Below are 17,758 nucleotides of genomic sequence, written 5' to 3' on the forward strand. Positions count from 1 at the left end.
TTCCTCTACGGGCAAGGGATCAGGCCGCCAGGCGCGGGCGGTCGACGATCTGGTTGTCGACGCCGTTCACCAGCGCGCTGAGCTTCATGTCGAACACGATCTCCGCGAACGGGCCTTCGAGGCCGTTGGCCTGGATGCTGGCCGCATCGGTGCGCTCGGCCAGCGGCGGGACCAGGCCCTCGCGGGTGGCGTAGGCGAAGTCGTCGTACACCAGCGGATCGCCGTCGATGTTGATCTGCGTGGTCAGCTTGCGGTGGCCGTCGGCCGTGACGAAGAAGTGGATGTGCGCCGGGCGGTTGCCGTGGCGGCCGAGCTGGTTCAGCAGCAGTTGTGTGGGGCCGTCCGGCGGGCAGCCGTAGCCCATGGGCACGATGCTCTGGAAGCGGTAGCGGCCCTGCGCATCCGTGATGATGGTGCGGCGCATGTTGAATGGCTTCTGCTCGCCGGTCGGGTCGAAGTGGGAATAGAAGCCCTTGGTGTTGGCGTGCCAGACTTCCACTTGTGCGCCGGGCAAGGGCTGGCCATCCGCGCCATAGATGGTGCCGTGCATGATGAGCGTGTGGCCCGCCGTGTCGCTGCCGTCGTCCAGCCGCGCAAAGCTCTGCGCCACGGGCGCGCCGGATACGTACAGCGGCCCTTCGATGGTGCGCGGCGTGCCATTGGCGACGCCCAGTTCGGTGTCCGCGGCATCCATGCGCATGTCGAAATACCGATCCAGGCCCAGCCCGGGCGACAGCAGCCCTGCCTCGCCGCGCGCGCCGAGCTGGTTCAGGTAGGCGACGCCGGCCCAGTATTCGTCGGACGTGATGTCCAGATCCTCGATGGCCTTGTACAGATCCGACAGGATGCGGTGGATGATCTGCTTGGCGCGCGGGTTGCCGCCTTCCTGGTTCAGGCCGCTGGCCAGGCGCAGGAAGTCCTGGACTTCCTGGGTGTTGAAGATATGGACGCTCATCGCGGTCTCCTTGTCGTGGTGTGGTTCGTGGAAAGTCTTGGCAATCGGCATCAGGCCGCAGGCCCGACGGTGACGCGCCGGCCGTCGCGGCGGAAATGCCGCACGCGGTCTTCGTCCAGCGCGATCCCGAGCCCCGGCGCCGCCGGCACCGTCAGGTGGAAATCCTTGTATTCGAGCGGCGTGGCCAGGATCTCCTCGGTCAGCAGCAGCGGGCCGAACAGCTCGGTGCCCCACTGCAGCTCGCGGAAGGTGGAGAACACGTGCGCCGAGGCGATGGTGCCGACCGCGCCCTCCAGCATGGTGCCGCCATACAGCTCGATGTGCGCCGCATCGGCAATGGCAGCCACCTGCTGCGCCGCGCGCAGGCCGCCGGACTGCTCGGTCTTGATGGCGAACACGTCCGCGCCCGCCACCTGCGCCAGCCCGAAGGCGCTGGCAGGGCCAGTCAGCGATTCGTCGGCCATGACCGCGATCGGATAGCGGCCCTTGAGGCGCGCCAGCGCGTCGCTGCTCGCCACCGGCTGCTCGGCCAGCTCGCAGCCCGCATCCACCAGCCCGGCCAGGCCGTGGTGCGCCTGCAGCTCGCTCCAGGCCATGTTCACGTCCACGCGCACCGAGGCCAGGTCGCCCAGCGCCTTCTTGATGGCGGCCACGTGCGCCACGTCGTCGCGCACCGGCTTGCGGCCGATCTTGAGCTTGAAGATCTGGTGGCGGCGCGTCTCCAGCATGCGCTGCGCCTCCTCGATGTCGCGCCCCGTGTCGCCGGAGGCCAGCGTCCACGCCACGGGCAGGCGGTCGCGCAGCCGGCCGCCCAGCAGTTCGGAGACAGGCAGGCCCGTGCGGTGGCCGAGCGCGTCGTACAGCGCGGTCTCGACGGCGCACTTGGCGAAACGGTTGTCGCGGATGGTCTGGTTCAGGCGCGCCATCAGCGCGGGCACGCGGTTGGCGTCCGCGCCCACCATCTGCGGCGCGAAGTAGGTGTCGATGGCCAGCTTCATGCCCTCGGGCGACTCGGCGCCGTAGGCCAGGCCGCCGATGGTCGTGCCCTCGCCGATGCCCACCGTGCCGTCCGAGCAGCGCACGCGCACCAGCATCAGCGTCTGGCCGTTCATGGTCGCCATGGACAGCTTGTGCGGGCGGATCGTCGGCAGGTCGAGCAGCAGGGTCTCCACCTGGTCGACGACGACGGAGCCGGTAGGGTGCTGTGGGCGATGGGGGTTTTGCATGGCCCGCATTGGACGACGCAGCCCCCGGTGCGGGCCAACACCAAATTGATCTACATCTATACCTAATAGGTATCGAGCAAGGATTAGGCATGTAAAAACAAAGACTTAGAATCCATAGATTCCCAAGTCATATGGTTTTCCCTGATGGATCTGCGCCAGATGCGTTACTTCGTGGCCGTCGCCACGACCCGCAACTTCACCCGCGCCGCCGAGCAGATGCACATCGCGCAGCCACCGCTGAGCCGCCAGATCCAGCAACTGGAGGATGAACTGGGCGTGCAGCTCATCCAGCGCAACAGCCGCCCAGTGCGCCTGACGGAGGCGGGGCGGGTGGTGTACGAGCAGGCGCTGCAGGTGCTGCACCGGGTGGAGCAGATGAAGAACGCCGCGCGGCAGGTGGGGAGCAACCAGCGGCAGTCGATCTCGGTCGGATACGTCGCCTCCACGCTCTACGGGGGGCTGCCGGTGATGGTGCGCATGCTGCGCCAGCGCTACCCGCACACCGACGTCCACCTGGTCGAGCTCGGTTCGATCCAGCAGATCCAGGAGCTCAAGTCCGGCCGCATCGACCTGGGCTTCGGGCGCCTGCGCACCAACGACAGCTCCGTGTCGCGCACGGTGCTGAGCGAGGAGCGGCTGGTGCTGGCGATGGCGCCCACCTCGCCGCTGGCGGCCGAGCACCGCCGCATCGACCTGCGGGCGGTGGCGGATCAGCGCCTGATCGTCTACCCCAAGGAGCCGCGCCCGAGCTATGCGGATCACGTCCTCGGCCTGCTGCACGACCAGGGCATCCAGCCCACCGACATCCACGAGGTGCGCGAGCTGCAGGCCGCGCTCGGCCTGGTCGCCGCCGAGATGGGCGTGTGCATCGTGCCCGCAGCCGCGCGGCTGCGCACGGATCTGGTCTACCGGCTCATCGACGACGAGCGGGCCACGTCGCCCATCATCCTGAGCCACCGGCTCAACGACGATTCCTGGTACATCGCGGCCGTCAAGCAGTTGATCGCCGAGATGTATGCGCAGAACCCGCCCTTCATCTCACATCTGGGGTCGCCGGAAGGCTGAGTGGATTGCTTCTCTTTTCATAGCTCCCGGCGCTTGCCAGACAAGCGCTAGAGCCCTATTTCACCTAAACCCGCAGCGCGGCCGCCTCGCGCGCCAGTTGCGTGATGCGCGCCCAGTCGCCCTGCGCCAGCGCGTCGCCCGGCACCAGCCACGAGCCGCCCACGCAGGCCACGTTGGGCAGCGCGAGGAAGTCGGCCGCATTGCCCGGCGCGATGCCGCCCGTGGGGCAGAACACCACGTCGCCGAACGGGCCGTTCCATGCCTTGAGCATGGCCGCGCCGCCCGCCTGCAGCGCGGGGAAGAATTTGAGCGCGGCGTAGCCTTCCTCCTGCGCCGCCATGATCTCGCTGCCCGTGGCCACGCCCGGCAGCAGCGGCAGGCCCTGGTCGCGGCAGGCGCGGCCCACGGCGGACGTGAAGCCGGGGCTGACGGCGAAGCGCGCGCCCGCGCGGGCGGCGGCTTCGGCGTCGGCGGGGCTGCGCACGGTGCCTGCGCCGACCACGGCCTCGGGCACTTCCGATGCGATGGCGCGCATGCAGTCCAGCGCCTGCGGGGTGCGCAGCGTGACTTCCAGCATGCGGATGCCGCCCGCGACGAGCGCGCGGGCCATGGGCACGGCGTGGCGCACGTCGTGGAGGACGATGACCGGGATCACCGGCGCGTCGCGCATCACCTGGAGCGCGGTCAATGCAGTCACAGCCATGTGCAGGCCCCCTCTTCCGCGCTGAGCGCGTTGCGCCGGAATCCGGCAAACAGTTCACGGCCCAGGCCGTGGGCGTTGTCCTGGTCTTGAGCAGCGGACATCGTGTCGGGCACGCGCGCCTGCCATTCGGCGGCATCCACCAGCACTTCCAGCGTGCCGGCCACGGCGTCGAGGCGGATCACGTCGCCGTCGCGCACGCGCGCCAGAGGCCCGCCCGTGTGCGCCTCGGGCGAGACGTGGATGGCGGCGGGCACCTTGCCCGATGCGCCGCTCATGCGCCCGTCGGTCACCAGCGCCACCTTGAATCCCTTGCCCTGCAGCACGGCCAGCGGCGGGGTGAGCTTGTGCAGCTCGGGCATGCCGTTGGCCTGCGGGCCCTGCCAGCGCACCACGCAGACCACGTCGCGGTCGAGTTCACCGGCGTGGAAAGCGGTCTGCAATTCGGCCTGCGAAGCGAACACGCGCGCGGGCGCCTCGACCACGTGGCGGTCTTCGGGCACGGCGCTCACCTTGATGACGGCACGGCCCAGGTTGCCCGCGAGCAGCTTGAGTCCGCCCGTGGCGCTGAACGGCGCGGCGGCGGGGCGCAGCACGGCATCGTCGCCGCTGGCGCCGGCGTCATGCCAGGCCAGGGTACCCTGCTCCACGCGCGGGATGCGCGTGTATTCGCGCAGGCCGCCGGGGCGCACGGTGAGTACGTCCGCGTGCATCAGGCCCGCGTCCAGCAGCTCGCGGATCACGTAGCCGGGGCCGCCCGCGGCCTGGAACTGGTTCACGTCGGCATTGCCGTTGGGGTAGACGCGCGCCAGCAGCGGCACGACGGCCGAGAGCGCGGAGAAGTCGTCCCAGTCGATCACGATGCCCGCCGCGCGCGCCACGGCCACCCAGTGGATCAGGTGGTTGGTGGAGCCGCCCGTCGCCAGCAGCGCGGCCATGGCGTTGACGATGCAGCGCTCGTCCACCACACGGCCGATGGGTGCGAAGCGCTGGCCTTGCGCGCTGCCGAGCACGGTGCGCAGCGCCTCGCGCGTGAGCAGCTCGCGCTCGGCCTCGCCGGGGTTGACGAAGGCCGTGCCGGGCACGTGCAGGCCCATGGCCTCCAGCAGCATCTGGTTGCTGTTGGCCGTGCCGTAGAAGGTGCAGGTGCCCTGGCCGTGGTAGGCGGCCATCTCGGCGTCGAGGAGCTCGGCGCGGCCGACGAGGCCCTGCGCGGCCTGCTCGCGCACCTTGGCCTTGGCGCTGTTGGACAGGCCCGAGGTCATCGGCCCCGCGGGCACGAACACCGTGGGCAGGTGGCCGAAATGCAGCGCGCCGATGAGCAGGCCAGGCACGATCTTGTCGCACACGCCGAGCATCAGGGCCGCGTCGAACACGTCGTGCGTCAGCGCGATGGCCGTGGACTGCGCGATCACGTCGCGGCTGAAGAGCGACAGCTCCATGCCCGGCGCGCCCTGCGTCACGCCGTCGCACATCGCGGGCACGCCGCCGGCCACCTGCGCGGTGGCGCCGTGGCGGCGGGCCTCGTCCTTGAGCACGTCGGGGTAGCGCGCCAACGGCGCGTGGGCCGAGAGCACGTCGTTGTAGGCGGTGACGATGCCGACGTTGGGCGCGCGCTCGGCCACCACGCGCAGCTTGTCGTTGGCGGGCAGGCCCGCGAAGGCGTGGGCCACGTTGGCACAGCCCATGCTCTGGCTGGCGCGCGGGCGGCGGGCCATGGCGTCCAGGCGCTCCAGGTAGGCGCCGCGCGTGGCGGCGCTGCGCTCGCGGATGCGGCGCGTGACGGTTTCGACGGTGGGGTGGAGGGTCATGCGTGGGGCGTTCCTTCCTGCTTTTTGTCAGAGAAACATGCGGTTCCAGGTGGGGCTGATCAGCACCTCGTTGACGCACACGTGCGCCGGCATGCCGGCCACGAAGGCGATGGTACGCCCCAGATCCTCGGGCCGCAGCATGCGGGCCATGTCCTCGGGCGACGGCGGCACGGGCCGCTGCAGCAGGATGGGCGTGGCCACCTCGGCGGGCAGCAGGCAGCACGCGCGCAGGCCGTGGCGGAACTGCTCCACGTTGAATTCGTGCGTGAGCGCGGCCACGGCCGTCTTGCTGGTGGTGTAGGCCGCGCCGGGCATGGCCGAGACGAAGCGCCCCGCCCAGGAGGCCACGTTGATCACCGTGCCCGCGCCCGCCGCGCGCATGGCGGGCAGCACGGCGCGCATGGTGTGCACGGTGCCCTTGAGGTTGATGTCCAGCACGCGGTCCCAGTCGGCGGCGCTGCAGTCGGCCCAGCTGCGGGCCTGCACGTTGATGCCGGCGGCGTTGACCAGCAGGTCGATGCGGCCGTGGCGCGCGAGGATGGCGCGCGCGCCCTCCTCGGCCGCCGTGCTGCTGGCCACGTCGAGCGCCTGGGGCTCGGCCCGGCCACCGCGCGCGGTGATGGCGGCGCAGGCCTCTTGCAGCACGTCCTCGCGCCGGCCGGAGAGCACCACCGTCCAGCCGTCGGCAGCCAGCGCCTCGGCGCCGGCCAGGCCGATGCCGGTGCCCGCGCCGGTCACCCAGGCGATGCGGGCGGCGCTCATTTGGCGGCGCGGATCTTGGCCAGCTCGTCCTGGGTCTGCTTCCACAGGTCCTGACCCACGGCGTTGGCCACGGAGGCGTGCACGCTGGTGAGCTTCTCGCGCATGCGGTTGGCCTCGGCGGGCGAGAGCTCGTTGACCTGCATGCCCTTCTGCTTGAGCTCTGCCAGCGCCTTGGCGGCCTCGTCGCGCGTGTCCTTGCGCTCGAAGTCGCGGCTCTTGATGGCGGCGTCCTGCAGCACCTTCTTCTCGGCGGGGGTGAGCGTGTCCCACCACTTCTTGCTGACCGAGACCATCCAGGGGCTGTAGACGTGGTTGGTCACCGTGAGGTACTTCTGCACCTCGTAGAACTTGCCGGAGAGCACCGTGTTGTACGGGTTCTCCTGCCCGTCCACGGCGCGGGTTTCCATGGCGGTGAACAGTTCGGAATACGGCAGCGGCACGGCGTTGGCGCCCAAGGCCTTGAAGCTGTCGAGGAAGACGTTGTTCTGCATAACGCGCAGCTTGATGCCGTTCATGTCTTCCAGCTTGGCGACCGGGTGCTTGTTGTTGGTGAGGTTGCGAAAGCCGTTCTCCCAATACACCAGGCCCACGATGCCCTTGGCGTCCAGCGTAGCCTTGACCTTCTCGCCCACGGGGCCGTCGAGCAGCGCGTCGGCCTCCTTGGTGTTGTTGATGAGGAAGGGCGTGTCCCACAGCGCCATCTGCGGCGCGATGCCGACCAGCGTGGCGGTGGAGCCGACCATCATCTCCTGCGCGCCGCCGATCAGCGCCTGCTGCATCTGCATGTCGGAGCCCAGCGAGGCGTTGCCGATGGCGCGCACCTTCATCTTGCCGCCCGTGGCCTTCTCGACCTCCTTGGCGAAGAAGCGCACGGCGCGGCCCTGGTTGGAGTCGTCGACCAGGCCGTGGCCGAAGCGCACGATGCGCGGCTTGAAGTCCTGGGCTTGCACGGCGCCTGCGGCCACCAGTGCGGCCAGCGCACCGGCCAGAACGAATTGGAATCGCATGGGTATCTCCTTGGGTTGTGTGGTGAGGGGAAAGAAATAGAGAGTGTTTTTGGCCTCCAGAGCTTGACTGGCAAGCGCTGGAAGCTATCTTTTTGCTAGTGCATCCACTTCAGCGGCGCGGTCACGATCTGCGGGAAGATGACCAGCAGCACCGCGAGCAGCACGTAGGCGATGAGGAACGGCGTAGTGCCCTTGATGACGGTTTCCATGCGCAGCCGGCCCACGCCGGCCACCACGTTCTGCACCGTGCCCACGGGCGGCGTGATGAGGCCGATGCAGCCCACGTAGATGAACATGAAGCCGAAGTACACCGGATCGATCCCCGCCTTGACCGCCAGCGGCGCGCACACCGGGCCGAAGATCAGGATGGTGGGCGTCAGGTCCATGGCCGTGCCCACGACGAGCAGGAACAGCATCATCAGCGCCATGAACAGCATGGGGTTGCCGAGCACGCCGGCAAAGCTCTCGGCCAGCATGTTGGGCAGGTCGGCCAGCGTGATCATGTAGGCCGTCACCGTTGCGGCGCCGCAAAGGAACATGACCACCGCGGTGGTCTTGGCGGCGTTCAGGAACACCGCGTAGAGCCGGGCCCAGCTCATCTCGCGGTACACCACCATCGAGACGAACAGCGCATAGACCGCCGCCACCACGGCCGCCTCGGTCGGCGTGAAGATGCCGCCCTTGAGGCCCCCCAGGATGATGACCGGCATCATCATGGCCCAGAAGCTGTAGACCAGCGCCTTCATGCGCTCGCCCCAGCCCACGCGCTTGCCGCTGGCGAGCTGGTATTTGCGCGCGATCCACCACCACGCGAAGATCAGGAACACGCCCATGATCAGCCCCGGCACCACGCCCGAGAGGAACAGCTTGCTGATCGAGGTGTTGGTCGTCACGCCGTAGATCACGAACGGCATCGACGGCGGGATGATGGGCGCGATGATGCCGCCCGAGGCCAGCAGGCCCGCGCCGTAGCTGTCGGGGTACTTCTGGTCGCGCATCATCGGCAGCAGGATGGTGGCGAGCGCGGCGGTGTCGGCGATGGCCGAGCCGCTCATCGACGCCAGCAGCACGGCCGCGCCGATGGCCACGTAGCCCAGGCCGCCGCGGATGTGGCCCACGAAGGCGCCCGCCAGGTCGATGATGCGGCGCGAGAGGCCGCCTGCGTTCATCAGCTCGCCGGCCAGGATGAAGAACGGCACGGCCAGCAGCGGGAAGTTGTCGAAGCCCGCCTGCAGGTTCTGCGCGAGCAGTTGCGCATCGAAGAAATCCAGGTGCCACATCAGCGCCACGCCGGTGAGCACCAGGGCGTGGGCGATCGGCATGCCGATCACCATGCCGCCGATCAGCACGAAGAGGAAGATGAAGGTCACGAGCATGGGATGCGCTCCTTATTCGATGTCGAGCGCATCGCCATGCACCGGTGCCTGCGGGCCGCGCCGCGCGTCGCGCACCAGCACCGCCAGCAGCCCCACGGCCAGCACCAGCGTCGCGGCCGCGCCCAGGGCCAGCGGGTAGCCCAGCACCGTGCTGCGGCTGTCCAGCCCGGCGACCACCTGGTCCCACGAGCCCCAGAGCAGCAGGCCCATGCATAGCAGCACCAGCGCCTGCGTGGCCCAGAACAGCACCGCGCGCGCCTTGGAGCCGACGCGCGAGGTCAGCATGTCGAAGCCCAGGTGGCTGCCCTCCCAGGCCGCGACGATGGAGCCTACGGCCACCAGCCACACGAAGAGCAGGCGCGAGATTTCCTCGTAGGAAACGATGCTGGTGTTGAACACGTAGCGCAGCACCACGTTGACGAACACCGCCGCCACCATGCCGGTGAGCGCCAGCACCATGAAATGCTCGGCCAGCCGCTGCACGAGCGGCTTGCGCCGCGTGCCGGCCGGTGCGTGGGAAGGATCGCTCATGCGCTGGCTCCTGTCGGGGAAAGGGTGTCGTGCGGGGCCCGCAGCCAGCGGACCGTCTCCTGCACCAGTTGCTGCACGGGGCGCGTGGCGTCCAGCGCCAGCACCTGGGGCTCGCCCGCCGGGGATTCCAGCGTGGCGAACTGGTCGGCCACCAGGGCCGGGGAAAAGAAATGCCCGGCGCGGGCCTGCACGCGCGCCAGCGCCTGTGCGTAGTCCAGCTCCAGGAAGACAAAGCCCAGGCCCGGCTGGGCCGCGCGCAGGCGGTCGCGGTAGCTGCGGCGCAGGGCCGAGCAGGTCAGCACCACGCCCTGCCCCGCATGCGCGGGCGCCAGCAGCGCGGCCAGGCGGTCCAGCCAGCCGGCGCGGTCGGCGTCGGTGAGCGGCGTGCCGGCGCGCATCTTGCCGATGCTCTCGGGCGCGTGGTAGGCATCGCCCTCGTGCAGCGTCCAGCCCAGGGCGTCGGCGCACGCTGCACCGACGCTGGATTTACCGCAGCCGGAGACGCCCATGACCACGATGGCGGAAAGCGGTGTTTTCAAGATAGCGCTATCCATAAAGGTTCAAAAAAGCGGCGTCTCCCCAGGGGGCAACGCCGCAGCCATGTACTTGCACCCCTCGAAAGGCCTCGCAGAGCAGTGTTCTGAAGGTCCACAGCTGATGAAAAGACTGTGATCCGCAAAAACCCGGTGAAAGGTAGCGCTATCTTAAGTGACAATCACAGGCATACACTCCGGATTTACCCTGTGACCGTGACCCGCCGCTCCCGCCGCTCCAGCGGCCGCACCACCCTGAACGACGTGGCCGGCGCCGCGGGCGTCAGCCCCATCACCGCCTCGCGCGCGCTGCGCGGCGAGCGCAGCGTCGATCCCGAGCTGGCCCGGCGCGTGCACGAAGCCGCCGAGCGCCTGGGCTACGTGCCCGATCCGGCCGCCCGGGCGCTGGCCTCGCAGCGCAGCACCCAGGTGCTGGTGCTGGTGCCGCTGCTGTCCAATGCGCTGTTCGTGGACCTGCTGGAGGCCGTGCACCGCACGCTGTTCCCCGAGGGTTACCAGCCGCTGATCGGCGTGACGCACTACGACGGCGCGGAGGAAGAACTGCTGCTGCGCACCTACCTGCCCCACCGCCCTGCTGGCCTGCTGGTGACGGGTTTCGACCGCAGCGAGGCCGCGCGCCAGCTCATCGTGCGCAGCGGCGTGCCTTGCGTGCACCTGATGGAAACCAGCCACGCGCCCGGCGTGGCCTGCGTGGGCTTTTCGCAGGTGGAGGCAGGTGCCACCATCACGCGCCATCTGCTGGAGCGCGGCCGCCGGCGCGTCGCCTTCTGCGCCGCGCAGCTCGACCCGCGCGTGATGCAACGCGCCGAGGGCTACCGCCAGGCGCTGCGCGCGGCGGGCCTGTACGACCCGCGCCTGGAAATGCTGAGCCCCGAGCGTTCGTCCATCGCGCTGGGCGCGCGCCTGTTCGAGGAGATGCTGCAGCGCATGCCGGACATGGATGCCGTCTTCTTCTGCAACGACGACATTGCCCAGGGCGGCCTGCTAGCGGCCAACCGCCTGGGCCTGGCGGTGCCGGGGCGCATCGCCATCGCCGGATTCAACGACCTGGCCGGCAGCGACCAGATGGTGCCGCCGCTGACCACCATCCGCACCCCGCGCAGCGAGGTCGGCCGCGCCGGCGCCGACATGCTCCTGGGCCTGATGCGCGGCACCCTGCCCGGCCCGGCGTGCGTGGAGCTGGACTACGAGCTGATCGTGCGCCAAAGCACCTGAAAGCAAAAAACCCGCAGCGCCTGCTGCGGGTTTTCTGGTAGGGAAGGCCGCCGTGCGTCAGTCCGCCGTGGCTTCCTCGGGCTCGGCCGGCTCCGACTTGGCGCCGCGCTCCTTCTTGGGCAGCGGCTGGATGTCCAGCAGCACCTCGGAAGTCTCGGCGCCCTTGTCGTCCGCCTTGTGCTCGATGTCCACCGACAGGCGCCCGCCTTCGGTCAGGCGGCCGAACAGCAGCTCGTCGGCCAGCGCCTTGCGGATCATGTCCTGGATCAGGCGCTGCATCGGGCGTGCGCCCATGAGCGGATCGAAGCCCTTCTTGGCCAGGTGCTTGCGCAGCTGGTCGGTGAACGTGACCTCGACCTTCTTCTCGGCGAGCTGGGTCTCCAGCTGCAGCAGGAACTTGTCCACCACGCGCAGGATGATCTGCTCGTCCAGCGGCTTGAAGCTCACGATGGCGTCCAGGCGGTTGCGGAACTCCGGCGTGAACAGGCGCTTGATGTCGCCCATCTCGTCGCCCGCCTGCCGCGGGTTCGTGAACCCGATGGCCGCCTTGTTCATGGTCTCGGCGCCCGCGTTCGTCGTCATGATGAGGATGACGTTGCGGAAGTCGGCCTTGCGCCCGTTATTGTCCGTCAGCGTGCCGTGGTCCATGACTTGCAGCAGCACGTTGAAGATATCCGGGTGCGCCTTCTCGATCTCGTCGAGCAGCAGCACGGCGTGCGGCTTCTTCGTGATGGCCTCGGTCAGGAGGCCGCCTTGGTCGAAGCCCACGTAGCCCGGGGGCGCGCCGATCAGGCGGCTCACGGCATGGCGCTCCATGTACTCCGACATGTCGAAGCGGATCAGGTCCACGCCCATGATGTAGGCGAGCTGCTTGGCGGCCTCGGTCTTGCCGACGCCGGTGGGGCCGGAGAAGAGGAACGAGCCGATCGGCTTGTCCGCCTTGCCCAGGCCCGAGCGAGCCATCTTCACGGCGGAGGCGAGCACCTCCAGCGCCTTGTCCTGGCCGAACACCACGCTCTTGAGGTCGCGCTCCAGCGTCTGCAGCTTGCCGCGGTCGTCGTTGCTCACGTTCGCCGGCGGGATGCGCGCGATCTTGGCCACGATTTCCTCGATCTCGGTCTTGCCGATGGTCTTCTTGCGCTTGCTGGGCGTGAGGATGCGCTGCGCCGCGCCGGCCTCGTCGATCACGTCGATGGCCTTGTCGGGCAGGTGGCGGTCGTTGATGTACTTGGCCGACAGCTCGGCGGCGGCCTGCAGCGCGGCAGCCGCGTACTTGACGCTGTGGTGCTCCTCGAAGCGGCTCTTGAGGCCCTTGAGGATGTCCACGGTCTCCTGCACCGTGGGCTCGACCACATCCACCTTCTGGAAGCGCCGCGACAGCGCCGCGTCCTTCTCGAAGATGCCGCGGTACTCGGTGAACGTGGTCGCGCCGATGCACTTGAGCTGGCCGCTGGAGAGCGCCGGCTTGAGCAGGTTGGATGCGTCCAGCGTGCCGCCCGAAGCAGCGCCCGCTCCGATCAGCGTGTGGATCTCGTCGATGAACAGGATGGCGTTGGGCTTGTCCTTGAGGTTCTTGAGCACGCCCTTGAGGCGCTGCTCGAAGTCGCCCCGGTACTTGGTGCCCGCGAGCAGCGCGCCCATGTCCAGCGAGTACACGGTGGCCTCGGAAAGGATCTCGGGCACGTCGCCCTGCGTGATGCGCCAGGCCAGGCCCTCGGCGATGGCGGTCTTGCCCACGCCGGCCTCGCCCACGAGCAGCGGATTGTTCTTGCGGCGGCGGCACAGGATCTGGATGGTGCGCTCGACCTCGTAGTTGCGGCCGATCAGCGGGTCGATCTTGCCGTCCTTGGCTGCCTGGTTGAGGTTCAGCGTGTACTGCTCCAGCGGCGAAGCCTTCTCGCTGCGCTCGCCCTGCGCGCCTTCCTCAGTCTCTGCCTGGCCCTCGGCCTTGGCGGGCTCGGGCGGCTCGCCCTTCTTGATGCCGTGGGCGATGTAGTTCACCACGTCCAGGCGCGTCACGCCCTGCTGGTGCAGGTAGTAGACGGCGTGCGAATCCTTCTCGCCGAAGATGGCCACGAGCACGTTGGCGCCCGTGACTTCCTTCTTGCCGTTGCCGGTGGACTGCACGTGCATGATGGCGCGCTGGATCACGCGCTGGAAACCCAGCGTGGGCTGGGTGTCCACTTCGTCCGAACCCGCAACCTGCGGCGTGTTGTCCTTGATGAAATTGGTCAGCGATGCGCGCAGATCATCGATGTTGGCCGCGCATGCGCGCAGCACCTCGGCTGCGCTGGGGTTATCGAGCAATGCAAGCAGCAGGTGTTCCACGGTGATGAATTCGTGGCGCTGCTGACGGGCCTCGACGAAGGCCATGTGCAAGCTGACTTCCAGTTCCTGGGCAATCATGTGAGAACTCCTTTGTTGCTTGCGTATAAGGGATGACTGTAGATCGGGTGCAAAAGCCTTTTATTCAACAGGCTCACTGATGCATTGCAGCGGGTGGCCCGCCTTGTGCGCAGCGTCCAGCACCTGTTCCACCTTGGTGGCCGCCACGTCGCGCGTATAGACGCCGCAGACGCCTTTGCCGTCCAGGTGGATCCTCAGCATGATCTGCGTGGCGGCCTCGCGGTCCTTGTTGAAGAACTCCTGCAGCACGACGACCACGAACTCCATGGGCGTGTAGTCGTCGTTGAGCATGACCACCTGGTACATCTGAGGCGGCTGCGTCTTCTGCGTACGCCGCTCGAGTACGACCGAGCCGCCCTCGTCCCTGGAGGGAGTGCGGGGCGCGGGCGGGAGCGAAGGGGGTTTGGTTGCCATGAATTTCATTCTAGCGAGCCGCGCCTCGGTGCGATCCTTGCGCAGTTGGTGCCGAGGCGGCTCTTTTCAAGCGCTGGGCCATCCAGCGTTTCAAGCAGTCTCGTACACCACGCTCACGTTGCCGCTGCCCACCTGGGCACCCCAGGCGGCCAGGGCCGCGTCGCTGGGGAAGAAGCGGCTCGCCTCGCCCAGCTGCAGTTCCACCGTCGCCGCGCCGTCCTGCCCTGCGGGCGCCTTGCACAGCACGCCCATGCGCACGCGCAGCCCGTGGGCCAGCACCTCGCCGTGCTCGGTTTCCTCCCGGCGGGGGGAAACTCCCGCACGATGCCTTCCACATCGGGCCGGGTCGCGTCGGGCTTGGCGGCCCCGCCCATGCCCACCAGCAGGTAGCGCCCGAAGCGCGCCCGCGCGGCGGCCAGGTCCCATACCTGCTGCACCTTCACGCGCAGGCCGCCGCTGAAGTGGTCGAGCTGCAGCCGCCCGCTGACGACCACGAATTCGTCGTCCTTGAGCGCGCCGCCGCTGGCCTGCAAGACGCCCTCCTCCGCCGACGCCTCGATCACGGCCGACTTGTCGTCCAGCTTGAACAGCGCCAGCTTGCCGCGCTGGCCGCTGATGACGCGGCAGTCGCTCACGATGCCGGCAATCACCTGCGTCTCGCGGCTGTCCGCCAGCTCATCGATGGGCGTGCGCACGAAGCGGCGCACCTCCTGCGCCACCTCGTCGAACAGGTGGCCCGAAAGGTAGAAGCCCACGGCGGTCTTTTCCTGCGTCAGCCGCTCCTTGATGCCCCAGGGCGTGGCATCGGCCAGCGGGGGCTCCTGGGTGCTGGAGCCCACGGCGTCGTCGCCCATCATGTCGAACAGGCCGCCCTGGTTGGCGTTGGCGAGCTGCGCTGCCGCAAAGTCGAACGCCAGGTCGATCGAGGCGACGAGCGCTGCGCGGTTCAGGTGCAGCGCGTCGAACGCGCCTGCCTTGATCAGCGCTTCCACCGTGCGCTTGTTGATGCGCGCGCGGTCCACGCGCACGCAGAAGTCGAACAGGCTGGTGAACGGCCCCTTCGTGTCGCCGCGCGGGCCCACGCCCCTGCCTTCGCGCGCGGCGATGATGGCCTCGATGGCCTGCTGGCCCGTGCCCTTGACGGCGCCCAGGCCGTAGCGGATGACCTTGTCGGTCACCGGCTCGAAGCGGTAGTTGCCGCGGTTGACGTCCGGCGGCTCGAAGGTGATGCCGAAGTGCTTGACCGCATCCTCGTAGAGCACCTTGAGCTTGTCGGTGTCGTCCATTTCCACGGTCATGTTCGCGCAGTAGAACTCGGCCGTGTAGTGCACCTTGAGCCAGCCCGTGTGGTAGGCCAGCAGCGAATAAGCGGCGGCGTGCGACTTGTTGAAGCCGTAGCCCGCGAACTTCTCCATCAGGTCGAAGACCTCGTCGGCCTTGTCCTGGTCGATGCCCTTCTCCGCCGCGCCCTTGCGGAAGATGGCACGGTGCTCGGCCATCTCCTCGGCCTTTTTCTTGCCCATCGCACGGCGCAGCATGTCGGCGCCGCCGAGCGAGTAGCCGCCCAGCACCTGGGCCGTCTGCATCACCTGCTCCTGGTAGACCATGATGCCGTAGGTCTCGGCCAGCACGGGCTCCACCAGCGGGTGCGGGTATTCCACCGGCTCCTTGCCGTGCTTGCGGTTCACGAAGGTGGGGATCAGGTCCATCGGCCCCGGGCGGTAGAGCGCGTTCAGGGCGATCAGGTCTTCCAGCCGGCTCGGCCGCGCTTCCTTGAGCATGCCCTGCATGCCGCGCGATTCGAACTGGAACACGGCCTCGGTCTTGCCGTCGGAGAACAGGCGGTAGGTGGGCGCGTCGTCCAGCGGCACGTTCTCGAACGCGAAATTCTCCTGCCCCTTGTGCCGGGCGCGGATGAAGTCGCGCGCGATCTCCAGGATGGTGAGCGTGGCCAGGCCCAGAAAGTCGAACTTCACGAGGCCGATGGCCTCCACGTCGTCCTTGTCGTACTGGCTCACGGCCGATTCGCTGCCGGGCTGCTGGTAGAGCGGGCAGAAGTCGGTGAGCTTGCCCGGCGCGATCAGCACGCCGCCGGCGTGCATGCCGATGTTGCGCGTCATGCCTTCGAGCTTCTGCGCCATCTCGATGATGGTCTTGACGTCCTCTTCCTTGCGCACGCGCTCGTAGAGCATGGGCTCCAGCTCCAGCGCGTAGTTGTTCTTGTCGCCCTCCTTCTTGGGCTCGGGCGGGTAGGCCAGCGTGTAGGTCTGGCCGGGCTTGCCGGGCACGAGCTTGGAGATGCCGTCGCAGAAGGTGTAGCTCATGTCCATCACGCGGCCCACGTCGCGGATGGCGGCCTTGGCGGCCATGGTGCCGAAGGTGGCGATCTGGCTCACGGCGTCCTTGCCGTACTTGTCCTTCACGTAGTCGATCACCCGGTCGCGGTTGCCCTGGCAGAAGTCGATGTCGAAGTCGGGCATCGACACCCGCTCCGGGTTCAGGAAGCGCTCGAACAGCAGGTTGTACTGCAGCGGATCCAGGTCGGTGATCTTGAGCGCATAGGCCACGAGCGAGCCCGCGCCCGACCCCCGGCCCGGCCCCACGGGGCAGCCGTTGTTCTTGGCCCACTGGATGAAGTCGCCCACGATGAGGAAGTAGCCCGGAAAGCCCATCTTGAGGATGGTGCCCAGCTCGAACTCCAGCCGCTCCTGGTAGCGCGGGCGCTGCTTTTCACGCTCCGCCTCGTTGGGGAACAGGTGCACCAGCCGCTCCTCCAGGCCTTCCTGGGAGGCGAAGCGGAAATACTCCTCGATGGGCATGCCGTTGGGCGTGGGGAAATCCGGCAGGCGCGGCTTGCCCAGCACCAGCGTCAGGTTGCAGCGCTTGGCGATCTCCAGGGTATTGGCGACGGCCGAGGGCACGTCGGCGAACAGCGCCTCCATCTCGGCGCTGCTCTTGAAATACTGCTCGCGCGTGAAGCGGCGAACGCGGCGCGCGTTGCCCAGGATCTCGCCTTCGGCGATGCAGACGCGCGCCTCGTGGGCTTCGTAGTCGTCCTCCGTGGCGAATTGCACGGGGTGCGTGGCCACCACGGGCAGCTGTAGCCGCGCCGCGAGCTGCACCGCCGCGGCGACGTGCGCCTCGTCGTCGGCCCGGCCCGCGCGTTGAATCTCGATGTAAAAGCGGTGCGGAAACATGCCGGCGAACGCCAGCGCCTGTTCGGCGGCCGCTGCGTCGTTCCCCTTGACAAGCGCCTGGCCCACGGGCCCGGCCTGCGCGCCGGAAAGGGCGATCAACCCTTCGCCCAGCTCGCGCAGCCATTCGGCGGTGCACACGGGCAGGTTCTTGACCACGTTGCGCGTCCAGGCGCGCGCCAGCAGCTCGCACAGGTGGAGGTAGCCCTGGCGGCTCTGCACCAGCAGCAGCATGCGCGCGGGCGGTGCGCCCGCCTCCGCATCCACGTACACCTCCGCCCCCAGGATGGGCTTGACGCCCTTGCCCCGGCCTTCCTTGTAGAACTTGATGGCGCCGAACAGGTTGTTCAGGTCGGTGATGGCCAGGGCGGGCTGGCCGTCGCGGGCCGCTGCCTTGACGACTTCGTCGATGCGGGTGGTTCCGTCGACCACGGAGAATTCGGTGTGCAGGCGCAAATGGACAAACATGCCGGCATTGTAGGAACCGGCGGCGGGGCGGATGGCTTACATACAATGCGGCGTTCAGCCCTTTTTTGACCGAG

Annotated in this window: 13 protein-coding genes and 1 pseudogene; 2 read left to right on the forward strand and 12 right to left on the reverse strand. The window is 68.4% G+C overall.

Annotated elements, in window-relative coordinates:
* Nucleotides 1-19: 19 nt before the first annotated feature.
* Both catA and AAG689_RS09875 read right to left on the reverse strand, forming a co-directional pair.
* On the reverse strand, nt 20-955 hold the full coding sequence (gene catA / locus AAG689_RS09870; protein ID WP_406625782.1) for a catechol 1,2-dioxygenase: 936 nt from the start codon (nt 953-955) through the stop codon (nt 20-22).
* 50 nt (nt 956-1,005) lie between these two features.
* Nucleotides 1,006-2,181 (reverse strand): muconate/chloromuconate family cycloisomerase, encoded by a 1,176-nt coding sequence (locus AAG689_RS09875; protein WP_406625783.1) that lies wholly within the window; start codon nt 2,179-2,181, stop codon nt 1,006-1,008.
* A 144-nt stretch (nt 2,182-2,325) separates the two neighbouring features.
* On the opposite strand from AAG689_RS09875, the gene AAG689_RS09880 reads away from it, so the two are divergent.
* Nucleotides 2,326-3,246, forward strand: coding sequence for a LysR family transcriptional regulator (locus AAG689_RS09880; protein ID WP_406625784.1), 921 nt, complete (start codon nt 2,326-2,328; stop codon nt 3,244-3,246).
* 64 nt (nt 3,247-3,310) lie between these two features.
* Here AAG689_RS09880 and eda read toward each other — a convergent pair whose 3' ends face one another.
* The 7 genes from eda to AAG689_RS09915 all read right to left on the reverse strand — a co-directional run bounded on the left by eda (nt 3,311) and on the right by AAG689_RS09915 (nt 9,987).
* Complete coding sequence (eda, locus tag AAG689_RS09885) at nt 3,311-3,949, reverse strand: bifunctional 4-hydroxy-2-oxoglutarate aldolase/2-dehydro-3-deoxy-phosphogluconate aldolase (protein ID WP_406625785.1); 639 nt, start codon at nt 3,947-3,949, stop codon at nt 3,311-3,313.
* A complete protein-coding gene (edd, locus tag AAG689_RS09890; RefSeq protein ID WP_406625786.1) occupies nt 3,940-5,757 on the reverse strand; it encodes a phosphogluconate dehydratase in 1,818 nt (605 codons plus the stop codon). The genes eda and edd overlap by 10 nt, the downstream gene beginning before the upstream one ends.
* A 27-nt stretch (nt 5,758-5,784) precedes the next feature.
* Nucleotides 5,785-6,519: an SDR family oxidoreductase gene (locus AAG689_RS09895; RefSeq protein WP_406625787.1), complete on the reverse strand. Its 735-nt coding sequence runs from the start codon at nt 6,517-6,519 to the stop codon at nt 5,785-5,787.
* Complete coding sequence (locus tag AAG689_RS09900) at nt 6,516-7,526, reverse strand: TRAP transporter substrate-binding protein (protein WP_406625788.1); 1,011 nt, start codon at nt 7,524-7,526, stop codon at nt 6,516-6,518. Before AAG689_RS09900 ends, AAG689_RS09895 begins: the two co-directional genes overlap by 4 nt.
* Nucleotides 7,527-7,621: 95 nt before the next feature.
* Nucleotides 7,622-8,902, reverse strand: a complete 1,281-nt coding sequence (locus AAG689_RS09905) for a TRAP transporter large permease (protein WP_406625789.1) — start codon at nt 8,900-8,902, stop codon at nt 7,622-7,624.
* Between the two features lie 12 nt (nt 8,903-8,914).
* A complete protein-coding gene (locus AAG689_RS09910; protein ID WP_406625790.1) occupies nt 8,915-9,433 on the reverse strand; it encodes a TRAP transporter small permease in 519 nt (172 codons plus the stop codon).
* Nucleotides 9,430-9,987, reverse strand: a complete 558-nt coding sequence (locus AAG689_RS09915; protein ID WP_406625791.1) for a gluconokinase — start codon at nt 9,985-9,987, stop codon at nt 9,430-9,432. The genes AAG689_RS09910 and AAG689_RS09915 overlap by 4 nt, the downstream gene beginning before the upstream one ends.
* 189 nt (nt 9,988-10,176) lie before the next feature.
* Between AAG689_RS09915 and AAG689_RS09920 the strand changes: the two genes are divergently transcribed.
* Entirely contained in the window at nt 10,177-11,202 is a 1,026-nt protein-coding gene (locus tag AAG689_RS09920) for a LacI family DNA-binding transcriptional regulator (protein WP_406625792.1), read from the forward strand.
* A 57-nt stretch (nt 11,203-11,259) separates the two neighbouring features.
* Here the strand turns inward: AAG689_RS09920 and clpA are convergent, their stop codons facing one another.
* The 3 genes and pseudogenes from clpA to dnaE form a co-directional block, all read right to left on the reverse strand.
* The gene (gene clpA, locus AAG689_RS09925) at nt 11,260-13,608 is read right to left on the reverse strand and encodes an ATP-dependent Clp protease ATP-binding subunit ClpA (protein WP_406625793.1); all 2,349 of its coding nucleotides are present in this window, start codon (nt 13,606-13,608) and stop codon (nt 11,260-11,262) included.
* 60 nt (nt 13,609-13,668) lie between these two features.
* Nucleotides 13,669-14,031 (reverse strand): ATP-dependent Clp protease adapter ClpS, encoded by a 363-nt coding sequence (clpS, locus tag AAG689_RS09930; protein ID WP_406625794.1) that lies wholly within the window; start codon nt 14,029-14,031, stop codon nt 13,669-13,671.
* Between the two features lie 81 nt (nt 14,032-14,112).
* Nucleotides 14,113-17,684 (reverse strand): annotated as a pseudogene (dnaE, locus tag AAG689_RS09935) (DNA polymerase III subunit alpha).
* Between the last annotated feature and the right edge of the window lie 74 nt (nt 17,685-17,758).

The organism is Acidovorax sp. SDU_ACID1, from assembly GCF_045291395.1.
Lineage (GTDB): Bacteria > Pseudomonadota > Gammaproteobacteria > Burkholderiales > Burkholderiaceae_C > MR-S7.

Bases quoted from the DNA above. Each gene is read 5' to 3' on its own strand.
- eda (WP_406625785.1), bottom strand. From the start codon at position 3,949: ATGGCTGTGACTGCATTGACCGCGCTCCAGGTGATGCGCGACGCGCCG.
- AAG689_RS09905 (WP_406625789.1), bottom strand. From the start codon at position 8,902: ATGCTCGTGACCTTCATCTTCCTCTTCGTGCTGATCGGCGGCATGGTG.
- AAG689_RS09880 (WP_406625784.1), top strand. From the start codon at position 2,326: ATGGATCTGCGCCAGATGCGTTACTTCGTGGCCGTCGCCACGACCCGC.
- AAG689_RS09875 (WP_406625783.1), bottom strand. From the start codon at position 2,181: ATGCAAAACCCCCATCGCCCACAGCACCCTACCGGCTCCGTCGTCGTC.
- edd (WP_406625786.1), bottom strand. From the start codon at position 5,757: ATGACCCTCCACCCCACCGTCGAAACCGTCACGCGCCGCATCCGCGAG.
- AAG689_RS09895 (WP_406625787.1), bottom strand. From the start codon at position 6,519: ATGAGCGCCGCCCGCATCGCCTGGGTGACCGGCGCGGGCACCGGCATC.
- clpA (WP_406625793.1), bottom strand. From the start codon at position 13,608: ATGATTGCCCAGGAACTGGAAGTCAGCTTGCACATGGCCTTCGTCGAG.
- catA (WP_406625782.1), bottom strand. From the start codon at position 955: ATGAGCGTCCATATCTTCAACACCCAGGAAGTCCAGGACTTCCTGCGC.
- clpS (WP_406625794.1), bottom strand. From the start codon at position 14,031: ATGAAATTCATGGCAACCAAACCCCCTTCGCTCCCGCCCGCGCCCCGC.
- AAG689_RS09900 (WP_406625788.1), bottom strand. From the start codon at position 7,526: ATGCGATTCCAATTCGTTCTGGCCGGTGCGCTGGCCGCACTGGTGGCC.
- AAG689_RS09910 (WP_406625790.1), bottom strand. From the start codon at position 9,433: ATGAGCGATCCTTCCCACGCACCGGCCGGCACGCGGCGCAAGCCGCTC.
- AAG689_RS09915 (WP_406625791.1), bottom strand. From the start codon at position 9,987: ATGGATAGCGCTATCTTGAAAACACCGCTTTCCGCCATCGTGGTCATG.